Source organism: Brevibacillus fortis (assembly GCF_003013395.1).
Lineage (GTDB): Bacteria > Bacillota > Bacilli > Brevibacillales > Brevibacillaceae > Brevibacillus > Brevibacillus fortis.
This window is the reverse complement of record NZ_PXZM01000041.1, coordinates 14,869-39,681: the sequence shown is the minus strand read 5'-3', so window position 1 is coordinate 39,681 and position 24,813 is coordinate 14,869. Positions and strand designations below refer to the sequence as shown.

27 protein-coding genes and 1 other annotated feature are annotated in these 24,813 nt (G+C 48.4%); of the genes, 6 read left to right on the top strand and 21 right to left on the bottom strand.

The features are described 5' to 3' along the window. Window positions 1-86: 86 nt before the first annotated feature. The 9 genes from leuS to C7R93_RS24105 form a co-directional block, all read right to left on the bottom strand. Window positions 87-2,504 (bottom strand): leucine--tRNA ligase, encoded by a 2,418-nt coding sequence (gene leuS / locus C7R93_RS24145; protein ID WP_106841204.1) that lies wholly within the window; start codon window positions 2,502-2,504, stop codon window positions 87-89. Window positions 2,505-2,573: 69 nt separating this feature from the next. Beyond that, window positions 2,574-2,819 (bottom strand) — a binding site (T-box leader). A gap of 39 nt (window positions 2,820-2,858) precedes the next feature. Further along, window positions 2,859-3,608: a class I SAM-dependent DNA methyltransferase gene (locus C7R93_RS24140; RefSeq protein WP_106841203.1), complete on the bottom strand. Its 750-nt coding sequence runs from the start codon at window positions 3,606-3,608 to the stop codon at window positions 2,859-2,861. Window positions 3,609-3,614: 6 nt separating this feature from the next. Then, window positions 3,615-3,971: a ribosome silencing factor gene (gene rsfS / locus C7R93_RS24135; protein ID WP_012685704.1), complete on the bottom strand. Its 357-nt coding sequence runs from the start codon at window positions 3,969-3,971 to the stop codon at window positions 3,615-3,617. Further along, on the bottom strand, window positions 3,964-4,560 hold the full coding sequence (gene yqeK / locus C7R93_RS24130) for a bis(5'-nucleosyl)-tetraphosphatase (symmetrical) YqeK (RefSeq protein WP_106841202.1): 597 nt from the start codon (window positions 4,558-4,560) through the stop codon (window positions 3,964-3,966). The genes rsfS and yqeK overlap by 8 nt, the downstream gene beginning before the upstream one ends. After that, on the bottom strand, window positions 4,544-5,137 hold the full coding sequence (locus C7R93_RS24125) for a nicotinate-nucleotide adenylyltransferase (RefSeq protein WP_106841201.1): 594 nt from the start codon (window positions 5,135-5,137) through the stop codon (window positions 4,544-4,546). The genes yqeK and C7R93_RS24125 overlap by 17 nt, the downstream gene beginning before the upstream one ends. A gap of 14 nt (window positions 5,138-5,151) precedes the next feature. Then, the gene (gene yhbY / locus C7R93_RS24120; protein ID WP_007727776.1) at window positions 5,152-5,442 is read right to left on the bottom strand and encodes a ribosome assembly RNA-binding protein YhbY; all 291 of its coding nucleotides are present in this window, start codon (window positions 5,440-5,442) and stop codon (window positions 5,152-5,154) included. A gap of 28 nt (window positions 5,443-5,470) precedes the next feature. Continuing rightward, the gene (locus tag C7R93_RS24115; RefSeq protein ID WP_047072628.1) at window positions 5,471-6,322 is read right to left on the bottom strand and encodes a shikimate dehydrogenase; all 852 of its coding nucleotides are present in this window, start codon (window positions 6,320-6,322) and stop codon (window positions 5,471-5,473) included. A gap of 75 nt (window positions 6,323-6,397) precedes the next feature. Then, window positions 6,398-7,519: a ribosome biogenesis GTPase YqeH gene (gene yqeH / locus C7R93_RS24110; protein WP_106841200.1), complete on the bottom strand. Its 1,122-nt coding sequence runs from the start codon at window positions 7,517-7,519 to the stop codon at window positions 6,398-6,400. Then, window positions 7,516-8,040 (bottom strand): YqeG family HAD IIIA-type phosphatase, encoded by a 525-nt coding sequence (locus C7R93_RS24105; RefSeq protein ID WP_106841199.1) that lies wholly within the window; start codon window positions 8,038-8,040, stop codon window positions 7,516-7,518. Before C7R93_RS24105 ends, yqeH begins: the two co-directional genes overlap by 4 nt. A gap of 214 nt (window positions 8,041-8,254) precedes the next feature. Here C7R93_RS24105 and C7R93_RS24100 point away from each other — a divergent pair, with 214 nt between their 5' ends. From C7R93_RS24100 to C7R93_RS24090, 3 genes are all read left to right on the top strand, one after another. Then, window positions 8,255-8,803 (top strand): TetR/AcrR family transcriptional regulator, encoded by a 549-nt coding sequence (locus tag C7R93_RS24100; RefSeq protein WP_208637847.1) that lies wholly within the window; start codon window positions 8,255-8,257, stop codon window positions 8,801-8,803. Window positions 8,804-8,909: 106 nt separating this feature from the next. Further along, on the top strand, window positions 8,910-10,127 hold the full coding sequence (locus C7R93_RS24095) for an MFS transporter (protein WP_106841197.1): 1,218 nt from the start codon (window positions 8,910-8,912) through the stop codon (window positions 10,125-10,127). Continuing rightward, window positions 10,124-10,570 carry a GNAT family N-acetyltransferase gene (locus C7R93_RS24090; RefSeq protein WP_106841196.1) on the top strand — a complete coding sequence of 149 codons (447 nt, stop codon included), beginning with the start codon at window positions 10,124-10,126 and terminating at the stop codon, window positions 10,568-10,570. The genes C7R93_RS24095 and C7R93_RS24090 overlap by 4 nt, the downstream gene beginning before the upstream one ends. A gap of 52 nt (window positions 10,571-10,622) precedes the next feature. Here C7R93_RS24090 and C7R93_RS24085 read toward each other — a convergent pair whose 3' ends face one another. The 5 genes from C7R93_RS24085 to C7R93_RS24065 form a co-directional block, all read right to left on the bottom strand. Further along, on the bottom strand, window positions 10,623-10,811 hold the full coding sequence (locus C7R93_RS24085; RefSeq protein WP_106841195.1) for a hypothetical protein: 189 nt from the start codon (window positions 10,809-10,811) through the stop codon (window positions 10,623-10,625). A gap of 13 nt (window positions 10,812-10,824) precedes the next feature. Beyond that, window positions 10,825-11,877, bottom strand: a complete 1,053-nt coding sequence (locus C7R93_RS24080) for a DNA polymerase IV (protein WP_106841194.1) — start codon at window positions 11,875-11,877, stop codon at window positions 10,825-10,827. Between the two features lie 73 nt (window positions 11,878-11,950). Next, window positions 11,951-12,391 (bottom strand): peroxiredoxin, encoded by a 441-nt coding sequence (locus C7R93_RS24075; protein WP_106841193.1) that lies wholly within the window; start codon window positions 12,389-12,391, stop codon window positions 11,951-11,953. A 381-nt stretch (window positions 12,392-12,772) separates the two neighbouring features. Then, entirely contained in the window at window positions 12,773-13,510 is a 738-nt protein-coding gene (locus tag C7R93_RS24070; RefSeq protein ID WP_106841192.1) for a gamma-glutamyl-gamma-aminobutyrate hydrolase family protein, read from the bottom strand. A gap of 27 nt (window positions 13,511-13,537) precedes the next feature. Then, complete coding sequence (locus C7R93_RS24065) at window positions 13,538-15,163, bottom strand: peptide ABC transporter substrate-binding protein (protein WP_106841191.1); 1,626 nt, start codon at window positions 15,161-15,163, stop codon at window positions 13,538-13,540. A 110-nt stretch (window positions 15,164-15,273) separates the two neighbouring features. Between C7R93_RS24065 and C7R93_RS24060 the strand changes: the two genes are divergently transcribed. After that, the gene (locus C7R93_RS24060; protein WP_106841190.1) at window positions 15,274-16,086 is read left to right on the top strand and encodes a serine hydrolase; all 813 of its coding nucleotides are present in this window, start codon (window positions 15,274-15,276) and stop codon (window positions 16,084-16,086) included. A 107-nt stretch (window positions 16,087-16,193) separates the two neighbouring features. Here the strand turns inward: C7R93_RS24060 and C7R93_RS24055 are convergent, their stop codons facing one another. The 4 genes from C7R93_RS24055 to C7R93_RS24040 all read right to left on the bottom strand — a co-directional run bounded on the left by C7R93_RS24055 (window position 16,194) and on the right by C7R93_RS24040 (window position 20,644). Then, window positions 16,194-17,489 (bottom strand): phytoene desaturase family protein, encoded by a 1,296-nt coding sequence (locus tag C7R93_RS24055; protein WP_106841189.1) that lies wholly within the window; start codon window positions 17,487-17,489, stop codon window positions 16,194-16,196. A 279-nt stretch (window positions 17,490-17,768) separates the two neighbouring features. Then, window positions 17,769-18,899 carry a virulence factor gene (locus C7R93_RS24050; protein ID WP_106841188.1) on the bottom strand — a complete coding sequence of 377 codons (1,131 nt, stop codon included), beginning with the start codon at window positions 18,897-18,899 and terminating at the stop codon, window positions 17,769-17,771. Between the two features lie 103 nt (window positions 18,900-19,002). Further along, entirely contained in the window at window positions 19,003-19,863 is an 861-nt protein-coding gene (locus tag C7R93_RS24045) for a GNAT family N-acetyltransferase (protein WP_106841187.1), read from the bottom strand. A 22-nt stretch (window positions 19,864-19,885) separates the two neighbouring features. After that, complete coding sequence (locus tag C7R93_RS24040) at window positions 19,886-20,644, bottom strand: DUF4931 domain-containing protein (protein WP_106841186.1); 759 nt, start codon at window positions 20,642-20,644, stop codon at window positions 19,886-19,888. A 202-nt stretch (window positions 20,645-20,846) separates the two neighbouring features. On the opposite strand from C7R93_RS24040, the gene C7R93_RS24035 reads away from it, so the two are divergent. Beyond that, window positions 20,847-21,092: a hypothetical protein gene (locus C7R93_RS24035; RefSeq protein WP_007727802.1), complete on the top strand. Its 246-nt coding sequence runs from the start codon at window positions 20,847-20,849 to the stop codon at window positions 21,090-21,092. 77 nt (window positions 21,093-21,169) lie between these two features. Then, a complete protein-coding gene (locus tag C7R93_RS24030; RefSeq protein ID WP_106841185.1) occupies window positions 21,170-21,541 on the top strand; it encodes a L,D-transpeptidase in 372 nt (123 codons plus the stop codon). A gap of 37 nt (window positions 21,542-21,578) precedes the next feature. On the opposite strand, the gene C7R93_RS24025 is transcribed toward C7R93_RS24030, so the two are convergent. The 3 genes from C7R93_RS24025 to C7R93_RS24015 all read right to left on the bottom strand — a co-directional run bounded on the left by C7R93_RS24025 (window position 21,579) and on the right by C7R93_RS24015 (window position 24,808). Further along, window positions 21,579-21,800: a hypothetical protein gene (locus C7R93_RS24025; protein ID WP_106841184.1), complete on the bottom strand. Its 222-nt coding sequence runs from the start codon at window positions 21,798-21,800 to the stop codon at window positions 21,579-21,581. Between the two features lie 108 nt (window positions 21,801-21,908). Then, window positions 21,909-23,825: an ABC transporter ATP-binding protein gene (locus C7R93_RS24020; RefSeq protein WP_106841183.1), complete on the bottom strand. Its 1,917-nt coding sequence runs from the start codon at window positions 23,823-23,825 to the stop codon at window positions 21,909-21,911. A gap of 260 nt (window positions 23,826-24,085) precedes the next feature. Beyond that, window positions 24,086-24,808, bottom strand: coding sequence for an NAD-dependent deacylase (locus tag C7R93_RS24015; RefSeq protein WP_106841182.1), 723 nt, complete (start codon window positions 24,806-24,808; stop codon window positions 24,086-24,088). Between the last annotated feature and the right edge of the window lie 5 nt (window positions 24,809-24,813).

The window sequence follows — 24,813 nt, the reverse complement described above, 5'->3', positions numbered from 1 at the left end:
CGAAGAAGCGTTGCTCTACGAAAAAAGGAGTGGATACCTGTCACTCACAGGCTCCACTCCTCTTCTCATTTCTCACTGTCCTTTACTTAACGAATGACGATATTTACCAGCTTGCCCGGAACAGCGATGACTTTGACGATCGTTTTTCCTTCGATCATTTCTTTAATCATCTCGTTGTTTTTCGCCATCTCTTCCATCTGTTCTTTGGTGGAATCAGAAGCGATGAGCAGCTTCTCTTTGTTTTTGCCGTTAATTTGCAGGACGATTTCTACCTCGTCTTCGACCAGCTTCGCTTCGTCATGCGTAGGCCATGCTTCGTATGCCAGGCTTTCGCTGTGGCCCAGTTTCGCCCACAGCTCTTCACCCAAGTGCGGAGCGATTGGAGACAGCATTTTCACAAAGTCCTCCATGAATTTCTTCGGCAGAACTTCTGCTTTGTATGCTTCGTTAACGAATACCATCAACTGAGAGATACCTGTATTGAAACGCAGGCCCTCGTAGTCTTCGGTTACTTTTTTCACGGTCTGGTGGTAAACGCGCTCCATGCCAGCCACTTTGGACGTATCCACGATTTTTTCGTTCAGCTCACCGTTGTCATTTACGAACAGGCGATAGACACGATCCAGGAAGCGACGTGCGCCATCCAAACCTTTTGTCGACCAAGCGATCGAAGCATCCAGTGGTCCCATGAACATTTCGTACATGCGCAGCGTGTCGGCACCATGGCTGTCGATGATATCGTCTGGGTTTACGACGTTGCCTTTGGACTTACTCATTTTCTCGTTGTTTTCACCCAGAATCATCCCTTGGTTAAACAGCTTTTGGAATGGTTCCTTGGTTGGTACGACACCGATATCATACAGGAACTTGTGCCAGAAGCGAGAGTAGAGCAAGTGCAGTACTGCGTGCTCAGCACCACCAATGTAAATGTCGATTGGCAACCATTCTTTCAGCTTGTCAGGATCAGCCAATGCTTTGTCATTGTGTGGATCGATGAAGCGTAGGAAGTACCAGCAGCTACCCGCCCATTGCGGCATCGTGTTTGTCTCACGTCGTGCTTTCATGCCTGTTTCCGGATCGACGATGTTTACCCAATCCGTAATGTTTGCCAATGGCGATTCACCTGTACCGGATGGTTTGATTTCTTTTGTTTTTGGCAACACGATTGGCAGTTCGGATTCTGGAACGACCTTCATCGTGCCATCTTCCAGATGGAGAATCGGAATTGGCTCACCCCAGTAGCGTTGACGGCTGAACAACCAGTCGCGCAGACGGTACGTTACCTTGCGATTTCCTTTTCCTTCCGCGTCCAGCCACTCGATCATTTTGCTGATAGCCTGTTCTTTGTTCAAACCATCGAGCATGCCGGAGTTGATGTGCTCTCCGTCGCCTGCATACGCTTCTTTGGAGATATCTCCGCCAGCGATTACTTGCTTGATTGGCAGATCGAATGTTTTCGCGAACTCATAGTCGCGTTCATCATGCGCTGGAACCGCCATGATAGAGCCTGTTCCGTAGCTGATCAGTACGTAATCTGCAATCCAGATTGGCAGACGCTCGCCGTTCACCGGGTTGATCGCATACGCTCCGGTAAATACCCCTGTTTTTTCTTTCGCCAGATCGGTACGCTCCAGGTCGCTTTTGCGTTTTGCTTGATCCAGGTACGCTTCCACTGCTTCTCTTTGAGCTGGTACGGTAATTTGCTCAACCAGCTTGTGCTCAGGAGCCAGTACCGCATAGGTTGCGCCGTAGAGAGTGTCTGGACGAGTCGTAAAGACGGTGAAGGTTTCGTCGTGACCTTCGATACCAAAGGTTACTTCTGCCCCTTCAGAACGACCGATCCAGTTGCGCTGCATTTCCTTGATGCTCTCTGGCCAATCCAGTTCATCCAGGTCAGCGATCAGTCTTTCAGCATACGCTGTAATTTTCAGAACCCATTGTTTCATCGGGCGGCGTTCTACTGGATGTCCGCCACGCTCACTTTTCCCGTCAATGACTTCTTCATTTGCCAAAACCGTTCCCAGAGCAGGGCACCAGTTTACAGCTACCTCGTCAATATAAGCCAAGCCGTGCTCATACAGCTTCGTAAAAATCCATTGTGTCCACTTGTAGTAATGCGGATCGGTCGTATTGATTTCGCGATCCCAGTCGTAAGAAAATCCGAGCGACTTGATCTGGCGACGGAAGGTGTTGATATTGTGCTCGGTGAATTCTGCCGGATCGTTTCCGGTATCGAGCGCGTATTGCTCCGCTGGCAGGCCAAACGCATCCCAACCCATTGGATGGAGAACGTTATATCCTTGCATCCGCTTCATGCGGGACAAAATATCAGTAGCCGTATAGCCTTCCGGATGTCCTACGTGCAGTCCGGCACCGGATGGATACGGGAACATGTCGAGTGCGTAAAACTTTTTCTTGCCCTCATCCTCTGAGGTTTTGAAGGTCTTGTTCTGCTCCCAATATTGCTGCCACTTCTTTTCGACATTTTGATGACTGAATACCATGGTAAAGCACTCCCATCTTAAAATAGGTGAAAATAATAAAGAAAACCCCACATCCCAGATCGCTCTTGCGAAAGGGACGAGAGGTTATTTAACATTCCCGCGGTACCACCCAGATTGGCAAATGACATGCATTCACCCACTTGTTTCATCCGTATCGGGGATAAGCCGCTCACCCTTACGCAATCATTGCTTGAATGACCTTGGGGGCAAGTGCTGGGAGGTGAGTTCAGATAGATCCGGGTTGACTTGCACCATCCGTCAACTCTCTGTGAATGCTCGAATCCTATTCTTACTACTCCTCTTAAACGCGTCGAAATCTGTAGTTATAACGCCATTATAGTCAATCCGAACCAATCATGTCAAACTTTTCGGCTTGCGGGCTGAAAAAAATAGGCGCTCACTCGCTTCTTGTGGCGGCATATCCGAGTAATCAGCGGTGATGACAATGTCTGTGAAGCCGGCATCTGTCAGCCAGCGCATCAGTTGGACAGGCTGATAAGCCCGTTGCCAATGCTCTTCTTCCATCCGCTCATACAAACCGTTTGGCTGACGAATGAAAAACGTTAGCTGATGCTCTACCTCCAGTCGCAGCGGGTCGCAAAAACATTGCCAAATGTACGAAACTTCATCTTCTACGTGTGTGAACGTCTCATCTCCGAAAATGTGCAGCATCTTGTATGGACTGTGCACATCAAACAGAAAGCTCCCACCAGGCGCGAGATGAGCGAAAACGCGCTTGAACGTTTCCTGCACATCCGCTTCCTCCGTCAGGTAGCTCAATGAATCACACAAGGAGATGACCGCATCCGCTTCTGGCAACGAAAGCTCCCGCATATCCTGTTCGACCCACGACACATCCACTTGCTCTTGCCTCATTTTGTCATAGGCAATTGCAAGCATTTCTGTGGAGAGATCCACACCCGAAACACGGTATCCCCGCTTGGCGAGTGGGATTGCAATCGTGCCCGTCCCACAGCCCAGATCAATGACCCGCACAGGCTTCTCTCCCTTTCCCCAATTGCGCTCAACCCAATCGAGCCATTGGTCATAAGGGGTATCGGCCATCAGTCTGTCATATACAGCGGCCATGTGTGCATATGCCATCTGACCTTACCCTTGCGCGCTGAAGGAAACTTCCTCTGCGTCCTTCCACAGGCGCTCCAGGTTGTAAAACTCGCGATCTTCGCGATGGAAGACGTGAATGACGATATCGCCCAGATCAACCAGTACCCAGCGACCTTCGTCCGCTCCCTCGATACCGCGAACGTCAAAGCCGTTTTTGTGGGCTTGATCACGAATTTCGCGAACAATTGCCTGTACTTGACGTTCATTGTTACCGTGGCAAATCATGAAGTAGTCTGCGATCACGGAAAGCTTTCTAATATCGAGCACCTTCAAATTCTCTGCCTTCTTGTCCTCTGCTGCCTTCACTACCAATTGTGCCAAATCTTCTACTGTTTTAACCATCAAAACCTCCTTCTCTCCCTTTGCGGGAAATCAAATCGTTATATGCGGTCAATGTCAACGGGAAAACCGTCTTCTGCTTCTCTATCAAAAATTGAATCGTGCCTCCCAAGGCAAGTGCCAGGGCGGCATCCAAATCATGCATGGCTTTGGCGCGAATAAAATCGACACCAGGGTAAACCCGGTTTGGTTCTATATAGTCTGCCACACAAACGACTTTTTCTAACAGGGACATGCCAGCCCGACCTGTTGTATGGTAGCGAACGGCTTGTAAAATATCTGTATCCGTCACACCCAGATCAGTCTGTATCACAATAGCTGCTGCAAAGGCGTGCCACAGCTCTTTTTCCCCTTCCAAAAGCTCTGTAGGCATATCGTGGCGCACGAGAATCTCGAACATTTTTTCCACAGGCCAGCACTTACAGTAATCGTGCAAGAGACCAGCAAGCTCGGCTTTGTCAGGATCCGCACCGAATCTCTCTGCCAGCTCGCGAGCTGACGCAGCCACCCCGAGCGTGTGCTTGTAGCGTTTCTCATGCATTTGTTGCCGTACGCGAACGAGAAGCTCTTCCCGATTATCCAAAAGTTTCATAGATTCGGTTCTCCTTTATATAACGCTCCACGGCATCAGGCACAAGATAACGGATGCTTTTCCCGGCAGCTGCCTTCTCGCGAATCATCGTAGAGGAAATGTCCCAAACAGGCATTTCCACAAATGTGACGTCCTCGCTCGATTCCCGATCCAGTTCGGTTCCTGGCCTCGCCAGACCTATAAAGCGTACCATATGAATCAGCTCTTGGTACTGGTACCATTTGGGCAAGATTTTTACCATATCTCCTCCCATGATAAAGGAAAACCGGCAATCCGGAAACTGCCTGATGAGCTGAACCATCGTTTCATAGGTGTACGATGGACCTTCTCTTTCGAACTCTACATCTGTAACACGAAACACCTCGTGATCAGACACGGCGAGCTGAGCCATTTGCAAGCGGTGATGCGCCAGCGTCAGACTCTCTCTCTTTTTGTGCGGTGGAACGTGTGTTGGCATAAACCAGACTTCATCCAGGTCCGCTTGCTCTCTGGCTTGTTCGGCCGCCAGCAAGTGCCCGCAATGAATCGGGTCGAACGTTCCACCCATGATCCCTACTTGCTTGATTGGCTGTCTCATCGCATGCAGGTCACTTATGGCAGCTTGATCGTCTTGTTCTCCCGGGACTCTTTGTACAAGACAACCGTATGGCCAATCAACTGCACGAGCTCTGCTCCTGCACCTGCTGCCAAATCTTCTGCTACTTGATGTTTATCGTCATTATTGTTTTGCAAAATCGCTACCTTGATCAATTCACGTACTTCCAACGCTTCTTTGATCTGCGTGATCATATTTTCGTTTACGCCGCCTTTTCCTACTTGGAAAATGGGGGTGAGATGATGTGCTTCTGCGCGCAAAAAGCGCTTTTGCTTGCCAGTCAACATCGGCAATGCCTCCTTTTACATCCTGCAATCAGGTTGTTTTCTTTAATTGTTGCAAGACGACCTCACGCATAACCCCAGTTGGTGCTCGTTCGCCCGTCCACAGCTCGAAAGCCAGTGCACCTTGATTCACGAACATGCCGATGCCGGAATGAACAGTGGCTCCGATGGCACGCGCTTCTTTGAGCAGACGTGTCTCGAGCGGGTTATAAATCAGATCGCTTACCGTTAATCCAGAATGAAGCCATTCTGCTGGCACAGGTGTCTCCTGTACGTTTGGCAGCATTCCGATCGATGTCGTATTGATCAACAGCGAAGAGTCTGCAATGGCAGCTTCACCTTCGCCTTGTTCTACGATTTTCGTAGGTACAATCGTACCAACATGCTCAGCCAATACTGCGGCTCTTTCACGGGAACGATTGATGATGCGAATTTCCTTGACTCCTTGTTCAGCCAAGGTAAACGCCACTGCACGCGCAGCGCCTCCAGCCCCTACCATGGTGACTACTTGCTTTTCAAGAACGATTCCCGTCTCTTCCACAAGCGAACGAACATAGCCCATCCCATCTGTGTTGTAGCCGATCAAGCGTCCATCACGAGAAACGACGGTATTGACGGCACCAATTCGTTTGGCAAGCGGATCGATTTCATCCAGCATCGGCATGATAGCAACCTTGTGGGGGATCGTGACGTTAATCCCTTTCAAGCCTAATGCGCGAATACCCGCGACTGCATCTTCCAGATTTTCCGGTTCAACGTCGAACGCAGCATAGGCAAATCCCAACCCGGTCTCTGAAAAAGCTGTATTGTGCATCATCGGTGATTGCGAGTGGGAAACTGGATGCCCAAACAGGCCAACCAGCTGTGTTTTGCTTGTAATCATGGAGCTTTTCCTCCCCGGACGTCTCTCTATAGCATATGGCAAGGGGCAAGGCTAACTCGACTTTTATTGCTTACGCTAGATCAGCCCTTTGCGCATCCCAACACTTACGCCTTTAGGTGCATGAACGACAACACTCGCTTCGTGTTTTCCTTGGATGCTGACCCAGCCCAAACCGGAGATCACGATGTCAGTCGTCGTGGTGGACTTGTTGATTTTAAAGGTGTGCTTTACAAATGGCGGAAGTGCCTTCGCAGCCTCCTCCCCTGTTGGTGGTACCAGCAAGGTTCCGTGATGCTTTTCCATCACTTCATCCGCTTTTTCCAGTTTCGTCCGATGAATGTACAGGTCGTTATCCGCATAGACGATTAACGGCTGTCTCTCTCCGCGTACAAAGTCGATACGAGCTAGGCCACCCAAAAAGAGTGATTGACCATCGTCAAGCTGATATACCTTGGAGTTGATACGGCTGGTCGGTGTAATCTTTCGGAGGTCAGTCGGGGATACCATGTGTCCGATCTGATCGCGATTAATAATTCCTGGCGTATCGAAAATGGAGCGGCCGTCCTCGAGTGGAATCTCGATTTTGTCCAGCGTCGTACCTGGGAATGGCGATGTGGTAATCTCCAGCTCAGCCGCACCGTAGTCATGCAAGATGCGGTTGATCATTGTCGATTTCCCTACGTTGGTCACACCTACAATGTAAACATCGCGTCCTTTGCGCAGCTCCCCGATGCGATTTAACAGCTCATCGATGTGAAGCCCTTTTTGCGCGCTGATGAGCACGACATCCTCCGGGCGCAATCCGCGTTCCTTCGCTTCGTGCTGCATCCAGTTGCGTACGCGGTTTAAATTGATATTTTTTGGCAGCAGATCAACCTTGTTACCCACGAGCAAGATCGGGTTTTTCCCGACAAAGCGTGGCAATCCTTTGAGCCAGGAGCCTTGGAAATCAAAAATATCGACAACCATCACAACAAGCGCCTGCGTAGAGCCGATGCCGTCCAAAATCTTAAGGAAGTCGTCATCGCCCATTCCTACGGGAGCTACTTCATTATAATGCTTGATGCGATAACAACGCTGGCAAATGACTACCTTTCTGCCAAGCGCGGATTCAGGTGCATAGCCAGGCTTTTTCGCGTCTGTAATCTGAATGGTAATCCCACATCCAGCACAAGAGCCATGCGTTTGTTCCGTCATGCTTTTCTCCTCCACGAAACCATTCCTTTCCTCTCCATCCAAATAAGGGCCACACGCTCCATCTGACGATTAAAGCGCGTCCAAAAACCATCCGTCTGGGCCACAGGAACAACCAGGATCGTATGAAATCCCAATCGATTCCCCCCCAGCACATCGGTAAACAATTGATCGCCAATGACAACAGTCTCAGCGATGGTTACATTCATCTGCCGCACTGCCTGCAAAAAGGCACGGTTTGTCGGCTTTTTGGCCGCACAAATAAATCCGAGGTCGAGTGGTGAACAGAAGCGGTCTACACGCTCCTTGTTGTTGTTGGATACAACAGTGACCTGTATACCTGCCTCATCCAAGCGAGCAAGCCAATTAATGACCTCTTGGGTTGCATGTGGCCTGTCCCATTCCACCAAGGTATTATCCAAGTCTGTAATCACCGCACGGATGTTATTTCGTTTCAATTGATCTATGTCAATGTGATGGATCGATTCGACGAACTGACTAGGCATCAGCTTCTCTAAAAACACGGGGCACCTCCAAATGATGTGAAGCAATCAACCGCGATTTCGGCACCTACTATACCATAATCGACCACTTGGTTGCAAAACAAAAAGCACTGACCCCTCTTGCATTGATCCATAATCCTGTGTAAAATGACGTTACCAAGAAAACTGTTTTTGTTTTTATAGTTTTCTCTTACGCTGTTTTGGCTGGGGGTCGATTGCTATTAAAAACCGGATCATGAAAGGTTTTATTGAAGAGATTCACGATAAAGGCATGAAATTTTCCATGGATGATTTGGCGAAGCGGCTCGGGATCAGCAAACGCACGCTATACGAGCACTTCTCATCCAAGGTAGAAATTCTGGAAACAATCATTCGGCAGTCCTTTGAAGAGGGCGATGAAAAAACAAATAAAATACTCGCAGACGACAGTCTCTCGCTTATCGATAAAATCAAAGGCGTCATGATGGTTTTACCGACACACTATGAATTTTATGATTTACGCATCATCGAACAGATGAAGCGATATTATCCTGAGCAATATGCCCAGGTCGAGGCTTCTCTATCCGAGGATTGGCAGACACTTCGCGTACTGATCGAGCAAGGGATTCGAGAAGGACTCATCGTCAATATGAACGTCACGCTCATGCTAAAAGTAATTGTCGATGCTCTGAATTCCACACTTGACCAGCGTTTTTACATGAAAAACCAGATTACAGTCTCAGAGGCGCTTTCCGCTATTGTAGATGTCCTCTTGTTTGGATTGGTACCAGCGGATAAAAGGTAGCAAATGAATCGTGGTCGTTCCAATAGTGTTGGGAGACCACAAAATCGTTTTTTGTAAGAAAACCAATAAAACAAAAATAGTTTTTATAGTTAAGAGGTGTTCCATCATGTCAATTTTTACACAAATGACCAAACAACAACGTACAGGACTTTTGTTTGTCATCCTTATCCTTTTCATCGACATGCTTTTGTATAGCTTGTTGATTCCGATTGTTCCTTATTTTACTGAAACGTTGCAGCCCTCCTCCACCATGATGGGCGTGCTATTTAGCAGCTATGCCGTCGCGATGCTCATTGCCACCCCCATTTTCGGGCCGATATCCGATCGAGTCGGCAGACGGACCATGTTATTAGTTGGCTTGCTTGGTCTCGCCGCTTCCACCTTATTGTTTGCATTCTCTGAGACGATGACCTTGTTGATTACCGCTCGTTTTGTCCAAGGTATAGCTGCTGCGGCTACATGGCCAACTGCCCTTGCCCTGTTGGCGGATTTGTTCCCGTCCAAAATGCGCGGAGCTGTTATGGGAATAGCCTTGACGGCGATTTCGACCGGAACATTGCTAGGTGCGCCGATTGGAGGTTGGTTGTTTGAAATCAGTGACCATCGCATGCCTTTCCTGGCAGCAGCAGCCTTTACCGTGATCAACATTGTACTGGTCTACTTGTTCTTGAAGGAAGACGCGACGAGAACCGTCAGTGAAAAGCTTCATGTCGGCGGATTCATCCGCAATCCACAAGTCATCTTTATCGCTGGAATCGTCCTGTTAGCTGAGATTTCTCTTTGTTTGCTCGAACCGACTCTGCCCGTATTTTTTACAGAGAAGCTCAGCATGACGCCGACAACGATTGGTCTTTTGTTTGGAGTCATGACACTTGCCTATGGACTGATCGCCCCGGTTGCCGGCTCACTCTCCAGTCGATTTAATCCGTATAAACTAATGTTTGGCGGGATCATGACGTTGGCTGTCTTCATGCCATTCTTGGCGTGGGCCGACTCCCTCTGGCAGGCAATGATCGTTATGGCCTTGGTCGGGGCTAGCATCGGCTTCACCTTATCGCCAACCTTGCCTACGTTAGGAGCCATTATCGATCAGGGAGGCAGCGGCGCATATGGGACTGCCTATTCTCTCTTCAACATGTTTCATGGGATCGGCATGGTTGCAGGTCCATTGGCTGGGGGAATTCTGACGGATTTACTGCCTGTATCCTCTGCCTTCCTGATCGTGGCAGCGTCTATCCTTGGTTTTAGCATTCTGCTGTTTGTCCAGTTGAAAACAAGCAAAGTCTCCCGTTTCACCACCCATGAAAGCGAGATGAAATTTTGAGCTTGTCTATTCGTGAAATTACGAAAGAAAATTGGCGCCAAATTGCCTGCTTGACTGTAGCGGAAGGCCAATACTCCTTCATCGAGAGCAACGCTTTTTCCATCGCCCAATCGGGATTTGAACCGGAATGGATATCATGTGGTCTGTATGACCATGACATCGCTGTCGGTTATGCCATGCACGGAATCGATGTAGAGAATGGCCGAATTTGGTTGGATCGCTTTATGATTGACGTTGGTCATCAGGGGAAGGGCTACGCCAAAAAGTTCCTGCGCATGCTGGTCGAAGAAATGTCCAGACGCTACAGCTGTACGCGCATTTACTTGAGTATTCATCCTGAAAACGAGTTCGCTCGCAAGCTGTATGAGTCGTTCGGTTTTACCTCAAATGGCGAAATGGATGGTCCAGAGGAAGTGATGGTCCTCAACCTGACAAATGAATAGAAAAGGCACTCCCTCTGTCGATTATGACGAAGGGGGGTGCCTCTTTTTGTAGCTATGGTTGGCTTTTACGCGCTTCCATCAGTCGCTTGACCTTCTCTGTCGGGGTCCAGCATTGGAAGCGATAGTCAGGACGTGTCTCGTAAGTAAGGCGAGAACATCGATAGCTGACTCCTCCCGTACCTTTCTCCACGCGAAAATGAATACAGGTCGCACAGCAATGATAGGCACTCTCTGTCTCCACTACTCTCCCTCCCTTACTTCCCCAGCTTCCACGAAAACATCGAGAGCTGTTCGTACCGCTCCCCTTGTTGCTCGGCAAAATTCGAAAAGCCTACGCCTACCAATCGAACGCCCGCTGTATAGTCAAAAGCGTCGAGCAAATCGTCCAATAACTCCTGCCAGTTGGCCCCGGCCACTGCCTTGTGCTGCTTGGTCCGCTGGGTAAAGTCCGCGTACTTGATTTTTAACGTAATCGTCTGGGGCTCGACCCCTTCTTCGCGGATGTCCTCTTCGACCTCACGCAAAAGTGAGGTGGCAATCGGAGTAATCGCATCCCTGTCAAACAAATCAAAGGGCAGTGTCGTTTCGCGACTCATTGATTTCGGCGCACGATCCATTTCGATTTCGCGATTGTCTTCTCCTCGCGCCCGATAATAAAGGGAACGACCGAACTTCCCAATTAATGTGGTGGCCTCATCCAGTGAAAGCCGCCAAAAATCCTCTACCGTCTCAATGCCCTTCTTCGCTAGCAGCTCTTGCGACTTTTTGCCGACCCCATGCAAGGTGCCAATCGGCAGCAACCGCAGCACATCCAAAGCCTGCTCAGGTCGGATGATCACAAAAGCATCCGGCTTTTTCAAATCACTGGCAATCTTAGCCAACGACATATTGTAGGAAAGTCCGATGCTGCAAGTAAGTCCGGTCTCCCGTTTAATTCGCCTCTTAATATCGCGGGCGATGGGAACCGCATTCTCATAATGGGACACGTCTAAATAAGCCTCGTCTAGCCCAACTGTTTGATAGCGCTCTGTATAAGAAGTAAATATTTGTCTTACTTCAGCAGATTTTTCGATATATCGGCTATAGCGGACAGGCAAATAAAAGCCTTGCGGACATTTTTTTCTCGCCATCGCTACAGGCATTGCGGAGCGAACACCGTATTTTCGTGCCTCGTAGCTGCAGGTCGATACAACACCGCGATTGCCAGTTCCACCGACAATGACCGGCTTCCCCCGCAATTCGGGACGATCTAACTGCTCTACACTCGCGAAAAATGCGTCAATATCCAAGTGAAGAATTTTTTTCATAGGGATACCCACCAAACATACATTCTCATTTCTATTATCCCTTTTTTGTTCCATTGACGCAAGCAAGAACGTCCTAAGCTTGGCTTTCGATGACCTGCATCAGCTCAGGTACTGGCGGATTTCCTTTTTTGGCATAGATGATTCTTCCGTTTTTACCGATGATGTACACGATGCGTTGCTGGAAAAACAATCCGAGAACCTTTCCTACATCATATGCTTTTCGAATGGATTCGTCTTCGTCCACGATCAATGGAAATTCAAAATGGAACTTATCAGCAAACGTGCGTTTCTTGTCCATGCCGCCTGGATTGATGCCAAAAACGACTGTATTTGCTTGTTCGATTTTCGTGTAGTGATCCTGCACCGCACACAGCTGCTTCGTACAAATCGGGGTATCATCTCCCGGATAGAAGATGAGGACGATATTTGCTTTGCCGATATGCGCATTAAGATCAATGGTTCCTTTCGTGCTCGCCGCTGTAAAGACGGGCGCCGAATCTCCGACCTTTAACATTTCTCTCACCTCTATGCTCATTTTGAAGGGGCTACCGGAATATCAAAATTCATTCTCCCATCCCGATACTTTCTGAACGGATCTTCCTCCTCCTAGTACTGCAGAATCTTGGCAAAACGAGTAAAAAAATCACAATGACGACATATCTTTTCTTCAAAAACTCACCTCACGGAAATACATCCTCTCCGTGAAGTTCGATTCTACCAGTCCTTTATCCTTGTTTCGCCACATGACAGTGAATAATGGAAAACACCCACGTATCCGTTGAGATTCGTGAGGCTTTTGTGTGGAGGCCGTTTCCTTTATCACTAGATTAGGAAGCCCTCCTGCATGCAAAAAACCGCTCTGGGCAATCCCAGAACGGTTTCTCTCTTCTCTATTCTATTTCGCCGCTTGCAGCTTCTGCTGCTTTACCCGGGCAACAAATGCCTCGGCTATCTTCAACATGTCGTCGTCGTGTGCCCACATCCGTTCTGGATGCCACTGTACGCCTACATGTAGCCCGTCGAGGCTTTCCATCGCCTCAATCACACCGTCAGCCGCGCATCCTGTGACTTTGAAGCCCGGTGCTATGTCTTTGACTGCTTGGTGGTGAGAGGTGTTCACGAGCACCTCTGTCTTTCCAAGGGCATCCGCTACAAAGCCAGGTTGCAGCGTAATCTTGTGCGCCCCGTATTGTCGGGAACCCTTCTGTGCATGCTGCAGGGCTCCTGGTACTTGGCTCGGGATATCTTGAACGAGGGTGCCGCCACACGCCACATTCAAAATTTGCATCCCGCGGCAAATGCCCAAGATCGGTTTTTTCAGCTCCAGTGCAATCTTGATAATCTCAAGCTCTGTGATGTCTCTTTCGTAATTGATATCGCCCAGCCCTTGCAGCGGGTCTTCGCCGTACAAATGCGGCGAAGGATCTTCACCGCCGGACAAAATCAAGCCGTCCAGCGATTCGATCATCTCACGAAACGGAGCATCCTGAATCGTCAGCAGTGGCAAGATCAGTGGAGTACCACCACTGCGGGCAATTCCGTTCACATAGCCTGAACCTACATAGAAAAACTGGTCGAGATCGTTCTTCGGAAAATACATTTTCGTACATGCCACACCAATGATCGGACGCACGCCAGTCACTCCCTCATAGACTCGTGATTACTTTTGATTGGAAGCGTACTTGAAGTCGATAAACCCGAGTGCATCTACCACTACATCTTTTACGCTATCCTGCTTCACCCACGCATAGGTGAAATAGTAGATCGGCAACGCAGGCATTTCATCCATGACGATTTGTTCAGCTTTCTTGAGGATTTCCTTACGCTTCGCTACATCCCCTTCTTTGGCAGACTGCGCGAGCAAATCGAGGAACTCCTGGTTTTCCCATTTGGATGTATTCAGTCCACCCTTGAAAACTTCCAGGAAGTTGATCGGATCGTTGAAATCGCCAATCCAGCTACCACGACCGATTGTGAAATTCCCTTGCTTCATGTCTTCACGGTGAACCTTGTTCTCTTTATTGACCAGTTTGACTTCGATGCCAAATGCTTTGCGCCATTGATCCTGAATGACTGTTGCAATACGCGAATTGACCTCTGACGTATTGTATGCAATCGTGATCGGTGGCAACTCTTTGATCCCCGCTTCTTTCATGCCTTCTGCCAAGAGCTTCTTCGCGGTCTCTACATCGCCATCTTTGATGTAGCCCTCTGGTGTGAGTGCCATGGTTGGCGGGAGAATACCCGTCGCTGGCGTACTCTTGTATGGTACGACATTATCGGAGATTTCCTTGCGACCTACTGCCGTAGCAAATGCCTGACGAATCTTTTTGTTGTCAAATGGCTTTTGCGTCGTATTGAAAATGTACCAGTACGTACCCGCTGTCGCCTGTGATTGCATCTTTCCGGATTCTTTCAAAGCATCCAGCGCATCCAGTGGCAAATCGCCCAGTGGTGAGCCTGCCCAATCTAGGTCACCTTTTTCAAACATCGACAACTCCGTATTCGCATCCTCGATCATGTTCAAGGTCAACTTGGACAATTTGACAACGTCCTTATCCCAATAGGAGTCGCTCTTCTCGAATTCGATCTTTGATTTGTGCTCCCAATTTTTCAAGCTGAATGGTCCGTTTGTAATGTACGTCTCTGGCTTAGCAGCCCACTCTTTGTTGCCCTCAACCGCTTTTTTGTTGACCGGGAAATAGGTGATAGACGCAACCAGTTCCGGGAAAAACGGTGCTGGGTTTTCCAGCGTAACAACCAGTGTCTTGTCGTCTGTTGCCTTCACGCCGACATCTTCTGCCTTTGCCTTGTTGGCGTTAAAGGCTTGCCCATTTTTCAAATAGTACATCTGGTACGCGTAACCGGAAGCGGTTTTCGGGTCGAGAACCCGTTTCCATGCGTACTCGAAGTCATGCGCTGTTACCGGATCTCCATTGGTCCATTTGGACTCCCGCAGATGGAAGGTGTACGTGAGACCATCAGCGGAAACCTCGTACTTCTCTGCGACCGCCTCTTTCAGCTCGCCTTTTTCATTCAAGCGCAGGAGGCCATCAAATGCTGCACGGGCAACAGACATCGAAGGGATATCTTCTGCCAGTCCAGGGTCGATTGTACTTGGCTCACCAGAATTCAGGTTGACCTGCATCGTTTGGGGGGCGCTACTTTGCTCCTGCTTCGCACCTGTCGACTCCCCCGTGGTGCCTGCTTGCGGCGTTCCACAACCAGCGAATGCTAAACTGGTTAACAGAACGGCACAAAATGATAGTTTCTTCCACTTATGCACAGCAAAACCCCCATCTTAGGAATAATTCTTCTTGATTGTTAGGAGCATGACTAAATAATATTATCTTGAGAAAATTTTGTCTACATCGAAACAAAAGGAGATGGGTCTACATGTTATCCAGTCTTTTTGCCCAAATATCCAGTCTGATCAAGGATGCTGGAGGGGAATGGGGAATCTTTTTTGAAGATTTGCAAACCGGTGAAACATTATCCTTCAACGAAGATCAGCGCTTTTATGCAGCAAGTGTGATCAAAGTCCCAATCATGACAGCCGTTTTTGCAGAGGCGTACGCAGGCAAGTTTGCCTTAGAGGACAAGATCAAGCTGCGTGCAGAAGAACTCGTTGGCGGTGCAGGTGTTCTTCAGCATATGACTCCTGGCACTGAATTTACGATTCGCGACCTGGTTACCCTGATGATCATCCAAAGCGACAATACAGCGACGAACATGATGATTGATCTCGTCGGAACAGAGAGCATCCGCAACACGATGCAAAAAACAGAAATGTCAAACAGTCACTTCTACAACAAGCTCATGGTCGTCCCAGCCGAATTGGAAGGCTACAATGAGGTGACGGCAAAAGACATGGGAAGTCACCTCCGATACTTGGCAACAGGAAAAGTGATCTCCTACGACAGCTGTTTGAAAATGGTCGACATCTTGAAGACTCAGCAGCACCGTGACCGCATTCCCTTCCTTTTGCCTGACCCAGACGGTGATGTGATCGGAATGATTCCAAAATGGGAATTCGCCAACAAGACTGGCTCTGTGACCAAAATCACGCATGATGTTGGCATCCTCTACATCGGTTCTCATGCTGTCACGCTGTCCATTTTAAACAAGGGACTCGAACAAAAGGATGCTGCCATCTTCATGGCGCAAATTGGCAACCTCGTGTACCACGTGTATAGTCAGAAAGCGTAATCCATTTGGCCTGCCAACTCGATTGGCGAGCCTTTTTCTTTGAAACGTTGAATGAGAAAAAACAAGCAGGCATTCCTTTCGTCAAGGAACACCCGCTCGTGATTGACTTATTCTTTTTCCAAAATCAGTTTGGCAACGTTCATCGCGCTAGAGAAAGACAGCTCAGACAGCTGGCCTTGCCCTTCACACCAGTCACCCGCGAAGAACAGGTTGCGGTAATCTGGCATAAAAATCGGCATTGGCTTCTGATTCATGGTCCACTTGATCTCCTGTACGATCGCACGAGCAGAAACGCGCGGCACAACCAGTTGCTCACGCCAGCCTGGGAAATGCTTGTCATACAGGTTTTCAATCTCTTGTTTGCGGATTTCGGCCGCTTCCTTGTTTCCTACTTCGTCCTGACGCATGTAAGCAGTCGCCTGCAGCAACTGCCCGCCTTCAGGTACACAAGTGCGGTCATAATACGAGATATCGGTAATGAAAATATTGTTTGCTTTTTCGTAGATGTAGGAGAACGGTACGTCAATACGCTCTTTCAAGCCAATGTCATACACCATAACAACAGTTGGCTCGTATTCAGCATGCTGGGCAACCGCATGTTCCAGGCGAGTCTCCGCGAAGACCTTCGCCATCTCCTTTGGCGGAATACAGCAAATAAATTCATCCGCCGTAAATTCGCCCTCCGGTGTCACCACTCCAACCACGCGATCATTCTCTACTTGGAACTTTTCTACTTTGGTTTTGATCAGAATCGTACCCTGATTTGCTTCAATCACACGCACGAATTCATTGATCAACGCTTGCCAGCCACCACCGATATACGATACCGGTTTATTCGTTGTAAACAAACGGCTGTAGTAAGAAAAGAAAACGTCAGAAGGAATCTTTTCAGGCTCACGCGTGAAGAAGTTGGAAGATGCAAGCGTCAACATCATTTCTCGCACTTCTTCGTTGACTTGCTTTTTCTCCATCCACTTTTGAATCGACATATGTGGATGGCCCTTCTCCATTTTTAGCATCGTTTTCAAGATCTCAAATGTGAACAATACTTTGTCCATGCCTTTTAAGAGCTTCGTTTGGAAAAGTCCTTGTACATTCGCCGGAACTGCAGTCAGATCGCTACCAATATCGTACTTGGCTTTTGTCGGATTGAAATCCTGCCAATCGATGTTCAGACCCAATTCTTTTTCAAACGTTCTCAAAACGGAGCTGTCGCGAGCATAAATGGCGTGGGCACCGAAGTTGAAGTTAAATCCTTTGATCTTCAGTGTAACGGCACGTCCACCCAATTGACCGCGTTCCAAAACTGCAACTTTTTTGCCTTTCGACGACAGGTAGGCGGCGCTGGAAAGTCCAGCAAGTCCTGCACCTACAATAACAACGTCATAGTGATTGGTTGTCATACACAATCTCCCCTACGCGCTAGCGATGTTGAATACATAAGCTAAACCCTATCCTAGTCTAAGGGATGGATAAGGTGGAAGTCAACCATTATTGAACTGTGTCTATTTTTATACTGCCGCATACCAATATTTACCTAATGAACCAACTTGTTTCCCGGTCTTCTTGAAGCAGTATGCCCCGCTATTCGCCGTATATCCAGCGCACGAAACCACGACAAAAAAGCCCTCTATAGCAGTAATCTGCTTGATAGAGGACTCTTACGCTACTGAAGCAGCGACCTAATCGTTTCGGCGAGTCATTTGCTGCCAAACGGTACCGCTAGCCGCCTCTCCACTTTCAATGCGCTGCACGGCCATTTGGACTTGCAAGCTGACTTCGAACTCAGGATCGTTCTGTGCGGCACGTAAAGCGTCCAAGGCGGTTTCATCCCCCACCTCAAACAGGTAGCGAGCAGCACGCCAACGTACCAGCTTGTTTTTATCCTTCAACGCTTCACACATCGGTAGAATCGCACGTGTGTCGCCTAAGTCAGACAAGGTATCCCCCGCTGTGCGTCTTTCAGAAACGGAATCATCGCGGAGCGCTTCAAACAGCAGCGGGAAAACATCATCGCCACCGATCATACCCAGATACACAACCGCCAGCCTGCGAATCGACGGCTTGCCATCACGAAGCGCTTTTTCCAAAACAGGCAAATCCTCTTCGGTAGGCTCCATTCGATCCAGCGCTTCATATCTTTTTTGCCAATCTGGATCATCGAGCATTTCCAGCGTAACGACTTTCTTTTCACGCACGACTGGCTCTGGAGTTTCCCCAGGACCAAGCGCCATGGCCTGTTGCACGATCTCTTCCACACGGCTCTCCGGATAGGAGGCATCGACTTCCAATGCGACCTCCTCGCCAATCTCGCGCAAATCGCCGTAGCGCACGCCATGCTCGATCCATTTTCGCTCCATAATGAGGTTGGGCGAAGCAGAGCCAGCACGCACAGCTGCCTGTCCAAAACGCTCTGGCAGCGCTGCACGAATCTGTTCCGTTCCCATGGTCACCTTGACCTGTATCGGCACACCGCGGAACATTTGAATGTACACTTGCGCCTCTCCAAATGCCCCAGCTTCCTCCGCAGACATGACAGGAACAGCCGCTCCTCCACCTACTTGCAAAACCTCGCGCGCGACCGTCAAAATACGCTGCCAATCTGCATTGGACTTTCGCTCAAGCGCGAGAAAATCTGCCGTATGAAAAATGGAGGTAACCCCTTCGATTTCCAAGAGCTTGTTCATGAGTTCTGGTGCTTTACTCGCATCTTTCTTTGTATAGACATGTTGGACCCCATCCGGCAAACGCTCGTCTACATTCAGCTTCATCACATTTGGACTCGGCGTCGGTTCGATGGACAACAGTTTCATAGTAAGTCACTCCTTTTTACAACGCTCCTTGCCTTCTCTTCTATCCTAGCATGGAAGCTATTACGTTTTCCAACCTGAGAGAAGGTCAAAAGCAGTTTGCCCGCTACAACGCCAGCTTGTAGTAATCATTGGCTGACTTTACAAAAAAGCCGCATGATTCGTATAGCCCTAAAGCATTGCTGTTTTCACATGCTACCTCAAGTGATACATCTTGATATCCTTCTTCCACCAGCATCTCAATCGTTTGTGCCAAAGCCTGGCGTCCATATCCTTTCCCTTGGTAATCTGGGTGGACACAAAATCCATAAATAAACGCCTTGCCTTCATTCTTGTTCACGCTTATTTTGCCAATAACCTTATCTTCGACCGTCATCAAATGCGTGGTAGCCTTGGGATCCCCCGCCATTCTCTCGACCATTTCCCTTGCGCGTTCTTCCTCCATTTGAAAGCCATGGACGTTCAGCCAAATCACTGTTTCGTAGTCACTGGCGGTCTCCGGTCGAAGCAGCACGTTTCCAGAAACCGTTGCTCTTTTCTTCTCTCCTAAATCCATCCAATATTCCGAGAATTGATAATCCCCACCGATTCTCTCCATATATGACTTGCCACTAGCGGAATCTCGCTGAACGATAAACAACTGCGCTGGAATTCCTCTTCGTCTGCATGCGTCTGCGGCTTGTGCTTGCAAGTCGGTGAAAATGCCTTTTCTTCTGTAGGCTGGATGGACCATGCCGCTCACTTCTGCCTCACCGCCATGAAACACGTAGAGCCCCAGAAAACCGACCAGCTTTCCGTCCGCATAACATACAAAATCTTCTTCATGCTCTCCCGAACGCTTTTCCAGCATACCCGGGTTTACTTTAAGATCAATCCCATCCTGCTCATTACAAATCGCAACCAACTCTTTAATCTGTGCCAGTTCCTCTCGGGTGAGTGTTTTTCTTGCCGTGATCGTATACGTCAAAGCGTAAGCACCCTTTCTATGGTTAGAAGTAACGTCGTTGCAATTCAGCGACCATCTCTTCCAAATTATTGGCTACCTGTGGGATGGAATAACCTACGTAAAGAGGAGAGGTAACAAACCTGGGAACCACTTTGGCGATCAGTTTTTCTCCCCAATGGTAGAAGAAAAAATTATAGCTTTGGTTACGTGGATTGACATGAGTCAGTATCCAATGTGCTAAAATTTGTAAGTAGTCTGCCATTTTCGGCAATCGATCAAAGTCGGATAGAATGACATTGTATTCAAAAAAACCTGCACGCGGATGCGTAGACAGATTGCATTCAATCCCCGCCTCTTGATCGATGGTCATACCAGTAAAATCACTGTCTTTTACCTGATCCAGATAGTTGTAGTCATTTAATCCGACGATCTGCATATGCGGATGACGGATACTCCCCCCTGAATAAGGCCCGTGGTTTTTAAAAAATAGAACGGAACGATAAGACTTGCTTTGCTCCATTTCAAGCCACTTCTCCACTCCAAATGCCAGCAATGCTCGTACATGTTCTTTTGAATAGTCAGACCAATCCCCTTGGCATTCATCCGACTCAATCAAAACTGTCTGATGCGTATCCTCCAGAACAGGGAATTTGTTTTTGAGCCAAATCATGGAGCCCCGCTGCTCCAAAACATCTGTGAGACTGTTTCGATCACAAAAAGGACAGGCCGTTTCTGTGTTGTTTACACTCACTGGCTTTTTTCTGCCTATTTGCATGTTAAAGTGCAAGTGCGTCTGCTTCATCCCCGTGTCCCTCCAGTTTGTGCTTACTTCCACTTTACACGCATTTCCTGGGAAAATCATGACGTTTTTTATCCGGACGACACTTTTGAAACCTCAACTGGACTGCCTATTTTTCAATGCTTGTGGCGTTTGGTTCTTTTTTTATCTCAAATGTTTTTCATACAATGGGAAGCAGTGAAACCTGGAAAGGTGTTGGAAATGAATGGAGAAATCATTTTATTATCCTGTTAGCTGGAGTGAGGCCCAACATTACAAAACGTTGCTTGATCAAGAAGGAGTCCCATATGAAATTCAATCCCCGCTCGATTTGCCTGTCTTGGAGGAAGGTAAGCTGGCCATTGTCTTTCCTTCCATTCCTTTACGGATGTACGTCTGGGTGAGAACCTTGTTCTATCGTGACGGCCTGCGCTATCCGGATACGTTTTCGTTAGATTTCAAACTACATTAATCACGAGGAGAATGGTACCGGTTTCGGTGGTTTTCATAAGATAGTAGCAGCGGCATTTCGTATCGTTTGTAGGGGAGGTGAAGAAGCTGCCGTCCTACAACATCCGCATCTCGATTGCGAAGCTACGTCTCGATCTGTTCGATGGGAACCGACTCATCCGCTCTTATCCTGTTGCCTTGGGCAAAATTGCCACATCGACGCCACGAGGGGATTTTACCATCATCAACAAAGTCCCCTATCCGAATTCCTATCCGGGAGGGCCTTTGAGTGTATTCGGCACATTCTGGATGGGACTAAGCAAGCCACACTATGGCATTCACGGCACGAACGATCCTTCCTCTATCGGCAAGTACGTATCTCGCGGCTGTATTCGTATGTACAATGAGGACGTGAACGCTCTCGCAAAAATCGTGCCCATTGGTACGCCCGTTCGAATTAGACAGCAATAAGAAAGACCCGCCTCTCTCAAACCAAGGCGGGTCTTCTTTACATAAGATGAGTCTTTTTCGTTCTTTCTGCTTCCGTTTCATCCGATTGCAAGTATACAAGAAATCTTCTCGCTTGCTTGTACATGATCGATAACGTCATTTCCCTGATCTTGTTCATGATCACTTCTTTATCCTCTGGATGCACTTCGGAAGAGAGCTCCTGTTCTTGCAGCTCTAGGTAAGACATCACCCATTCCGGGTCTAACTTATAGGCAGGCAACGACAGCGACTCCTCTACTCTAGTAATCTCTTCTAGTCTACAGGTGGAGGCGTCGCTTTCCCAACCCTCAATTACTGGCTATACAAACAGAGATTGGTACGCAACTAATTATTTCCCTTGCTCCAATTCCTCTACCAATGCAGTTAATTCCGCCCAACGCTCAATGGTTGCTTCCAGCTCTGCCGTCACTTGCTGTTCTTCTGCATAGAGCTTCTCTATTTTGCCGTAATCGCTGCCAGACGCAGCAATCTCTTGCTTTAGTTTGACGCTGCGCTCTTCCAAAGCCGCGATCTTGCCTTCAATCGCATCCCATTCCTTCTGATCCTTGTAGGACAGCTTGCGCGTGCGGTTGTTTCCGCGATTGGCCCCGCTGTTGCTTTGCGCCTTTTGTGCCTGTTGATCCGCTTCTTGCACCTGTGCTGCTTTTTCCTGACGTCTTTCTTCCAGATACTCGGAGTAATTGCCGTAGTAATGACGAATGTTTCCTTGCCCTTCAAAAGCAAACAAATGGTCAACGGTGCGATCGAGGAAATAGCGGTCATGCGATACCGTGATGACTGCGCCTGGGAACTGCTCGAGATAGTCCTCCAAAATACTGAGCGTTTGAATATCCAAATCATTCGTAGGCTCATCTAAAAACAGGACATTCGGCTCTCCCATCAGCGTACGGAGCAGATAGAGACGTCTGCGCTCTCCCCCAGACAGGCGGGAAATCGGCGTCCATTGCATATGCGGCGAAAACAGGAACCGCTCCAGCATTTGCGAAGCCGTGATCGACTCTCCATCGCTCGTTTGAATTACCTCTGCTGCTTCCTTTACATATTCAATGACGCGCAGCTTTTCATCCATCTCGATATTATCCTGAGTGTAGTAGGCGATTTTAACGGTCGTCCCGATTTCCAATGAACCGCTATCCGGTTGAATTCTTCCAGCCAGCATGTTCAAGAGTGTCGTTTTCCCGCTTCCGTTTGGCCCGATAATTCCTACACGGTCACCCGGCAGGACGATATAGTTGAAATCGTTGATGAGTTTTCGCTCACCGTACGCTTTATTGATGTTTGTAAGCTCGATCACCTTTTTGCCGAGCCGACTGGCGCCGAGTGCCATTTCCATCTTGGCAGCAGGTCCATCTACGACTTTATCTCGTAACTCCTCAGCACGTTGCACACGAGCCTTTTGTTTGGTCGTACGCGCTTTTGCTCCACGACGAAGCCATGCCAACTCTCGACGAAGCAGATTTTGCCGCTTGCTCTCTACGGCCGCTTCATTTTCTTCACGCTCTGCCTTTTTCTCCAGGAACATCGCGTAGTTGCCTTCATAGCTGTACAGCTTGCCGCGATCCAGCTCAAACGTGCGGTTCGTCACACGATCTAGGAAGTAACGATCATGGGTAACGAGCAACAAAGCACCCTTGTAACGAGACAAATACTCTTCCAGCCACTCGACTGTCTCATTATCAATATGGTTCGTAGGCTCATCCAAAATGAGCAGGTCTGCTGGTTGGATCAAAGCACGTGCCATTGCTACCCGCTTTTTTTGTCCACCAGAGAGCTCGCCTACCTTTTGCGAGAAATTGTGCAGTCCAAGCTTGGTCAAGATCATTTTGGCTTGCGTATTGCTCTCCCACGCATCAGCCGCATCCATCCTGTTTTGAACAGCAAACAATCGCGCCTGCTTTTTCTCGTCGTCAGGCGATTCGGAAACAGCCTCTAGCGCTGTTTCATAATCACGCAAAAGCTGAATGAGCAAAGAATCGCCGTAAAATACTTGTTCAAGCACGGAGGAGTTTTCGTCAAAATCGGGATTTTGCGGCAAATACTCCACATGGAAATGATTCGCGTGAACAATTTTCCCGCTATCCGCTGCATCCAAGCCCGCCACGATTTTCAACAAAGAGGATTTTCCCGTACCATTTACACCAATCAGACCAATGCGCTCTTGCTCGGCAATATGAAAGGAAATGTCATCAAACAATACTTTTTCTCCATAGTCTTTGGAGAGATTTTCTACTGATAATATTTGCATGAACGTCACCTGTACTTTTCTATTTGCTTATCCAGAAGCCATATGAATCTTACACTCGATGGTATCATGTTTTTCGCGCAAGCTCTAGGGTGATTCACATAGATCGCACAAATATTGGAACTTTATCTCATTAATGGTAAAATTTTGAATACACATAATCATGTCCATGTACAAAAATAAAAGCAGGAAGAGCACTCGTCGATTCACGTCACCGACCCAAAACAGAAGAGGCGTACTCTTTTCATCGAGCACGCCAGCTTTTATTCTCCTACGGACTGTCCTACTCTTTGCAGCACGTCGCCAATCTGTTCATTTTGGATGACCAAATCTGCCCACGCATCCAATGGGGTTGGTTCCTGATTGACAATGACCAGTTTGGCTCCTCTTTCTTTTGCATGCTGCGGGAACCAATTGGCTGGACTCACGGTAAGTGAAGAGCCTAATACGATAAATAAATCGGCTTCTTCCGTCCACGAGATGGCTTGATCGACTTGCGATTGCGGCAAAGATTCTCCAAACAGGACTACCCCTGGACGCAAAAATCCTCCACATGCGCAGATCGTTCCTTGTTCCTCCAGATAACGTGTGTTGGCATACTCGGTCCCGCAGGCGAGACAACGGATTTTCGCAAGAGAGCCGTGCAGTTCGGCTACAGCCAAGTTTCCTGCCTCTTGATGAAAGCCATCTACATTTTGTGTAATGATCCCATGAATCAAGCCACGCCGTTCCCAATCCGCCAAGCACTCGTGTCCGGCATGTGGCTTGCAAGAGATCAGTCCTTGAATGCGCATTTGATAAAATTCCACAAACGCTTCCCGATTCTCCATCATCGCACGTGTACTCGCGAGCTGCATCGGATCTTTGCCGCGCCATAGCCCAGACTGTGAACGAAAATCAGGCAAGCCACTCTCTGTCGACATGCCTGCTCCGGTAAATACAACTGTATAGGAAGATGTCCGCAACCAGTGTGCCAGATGATCCATCATGG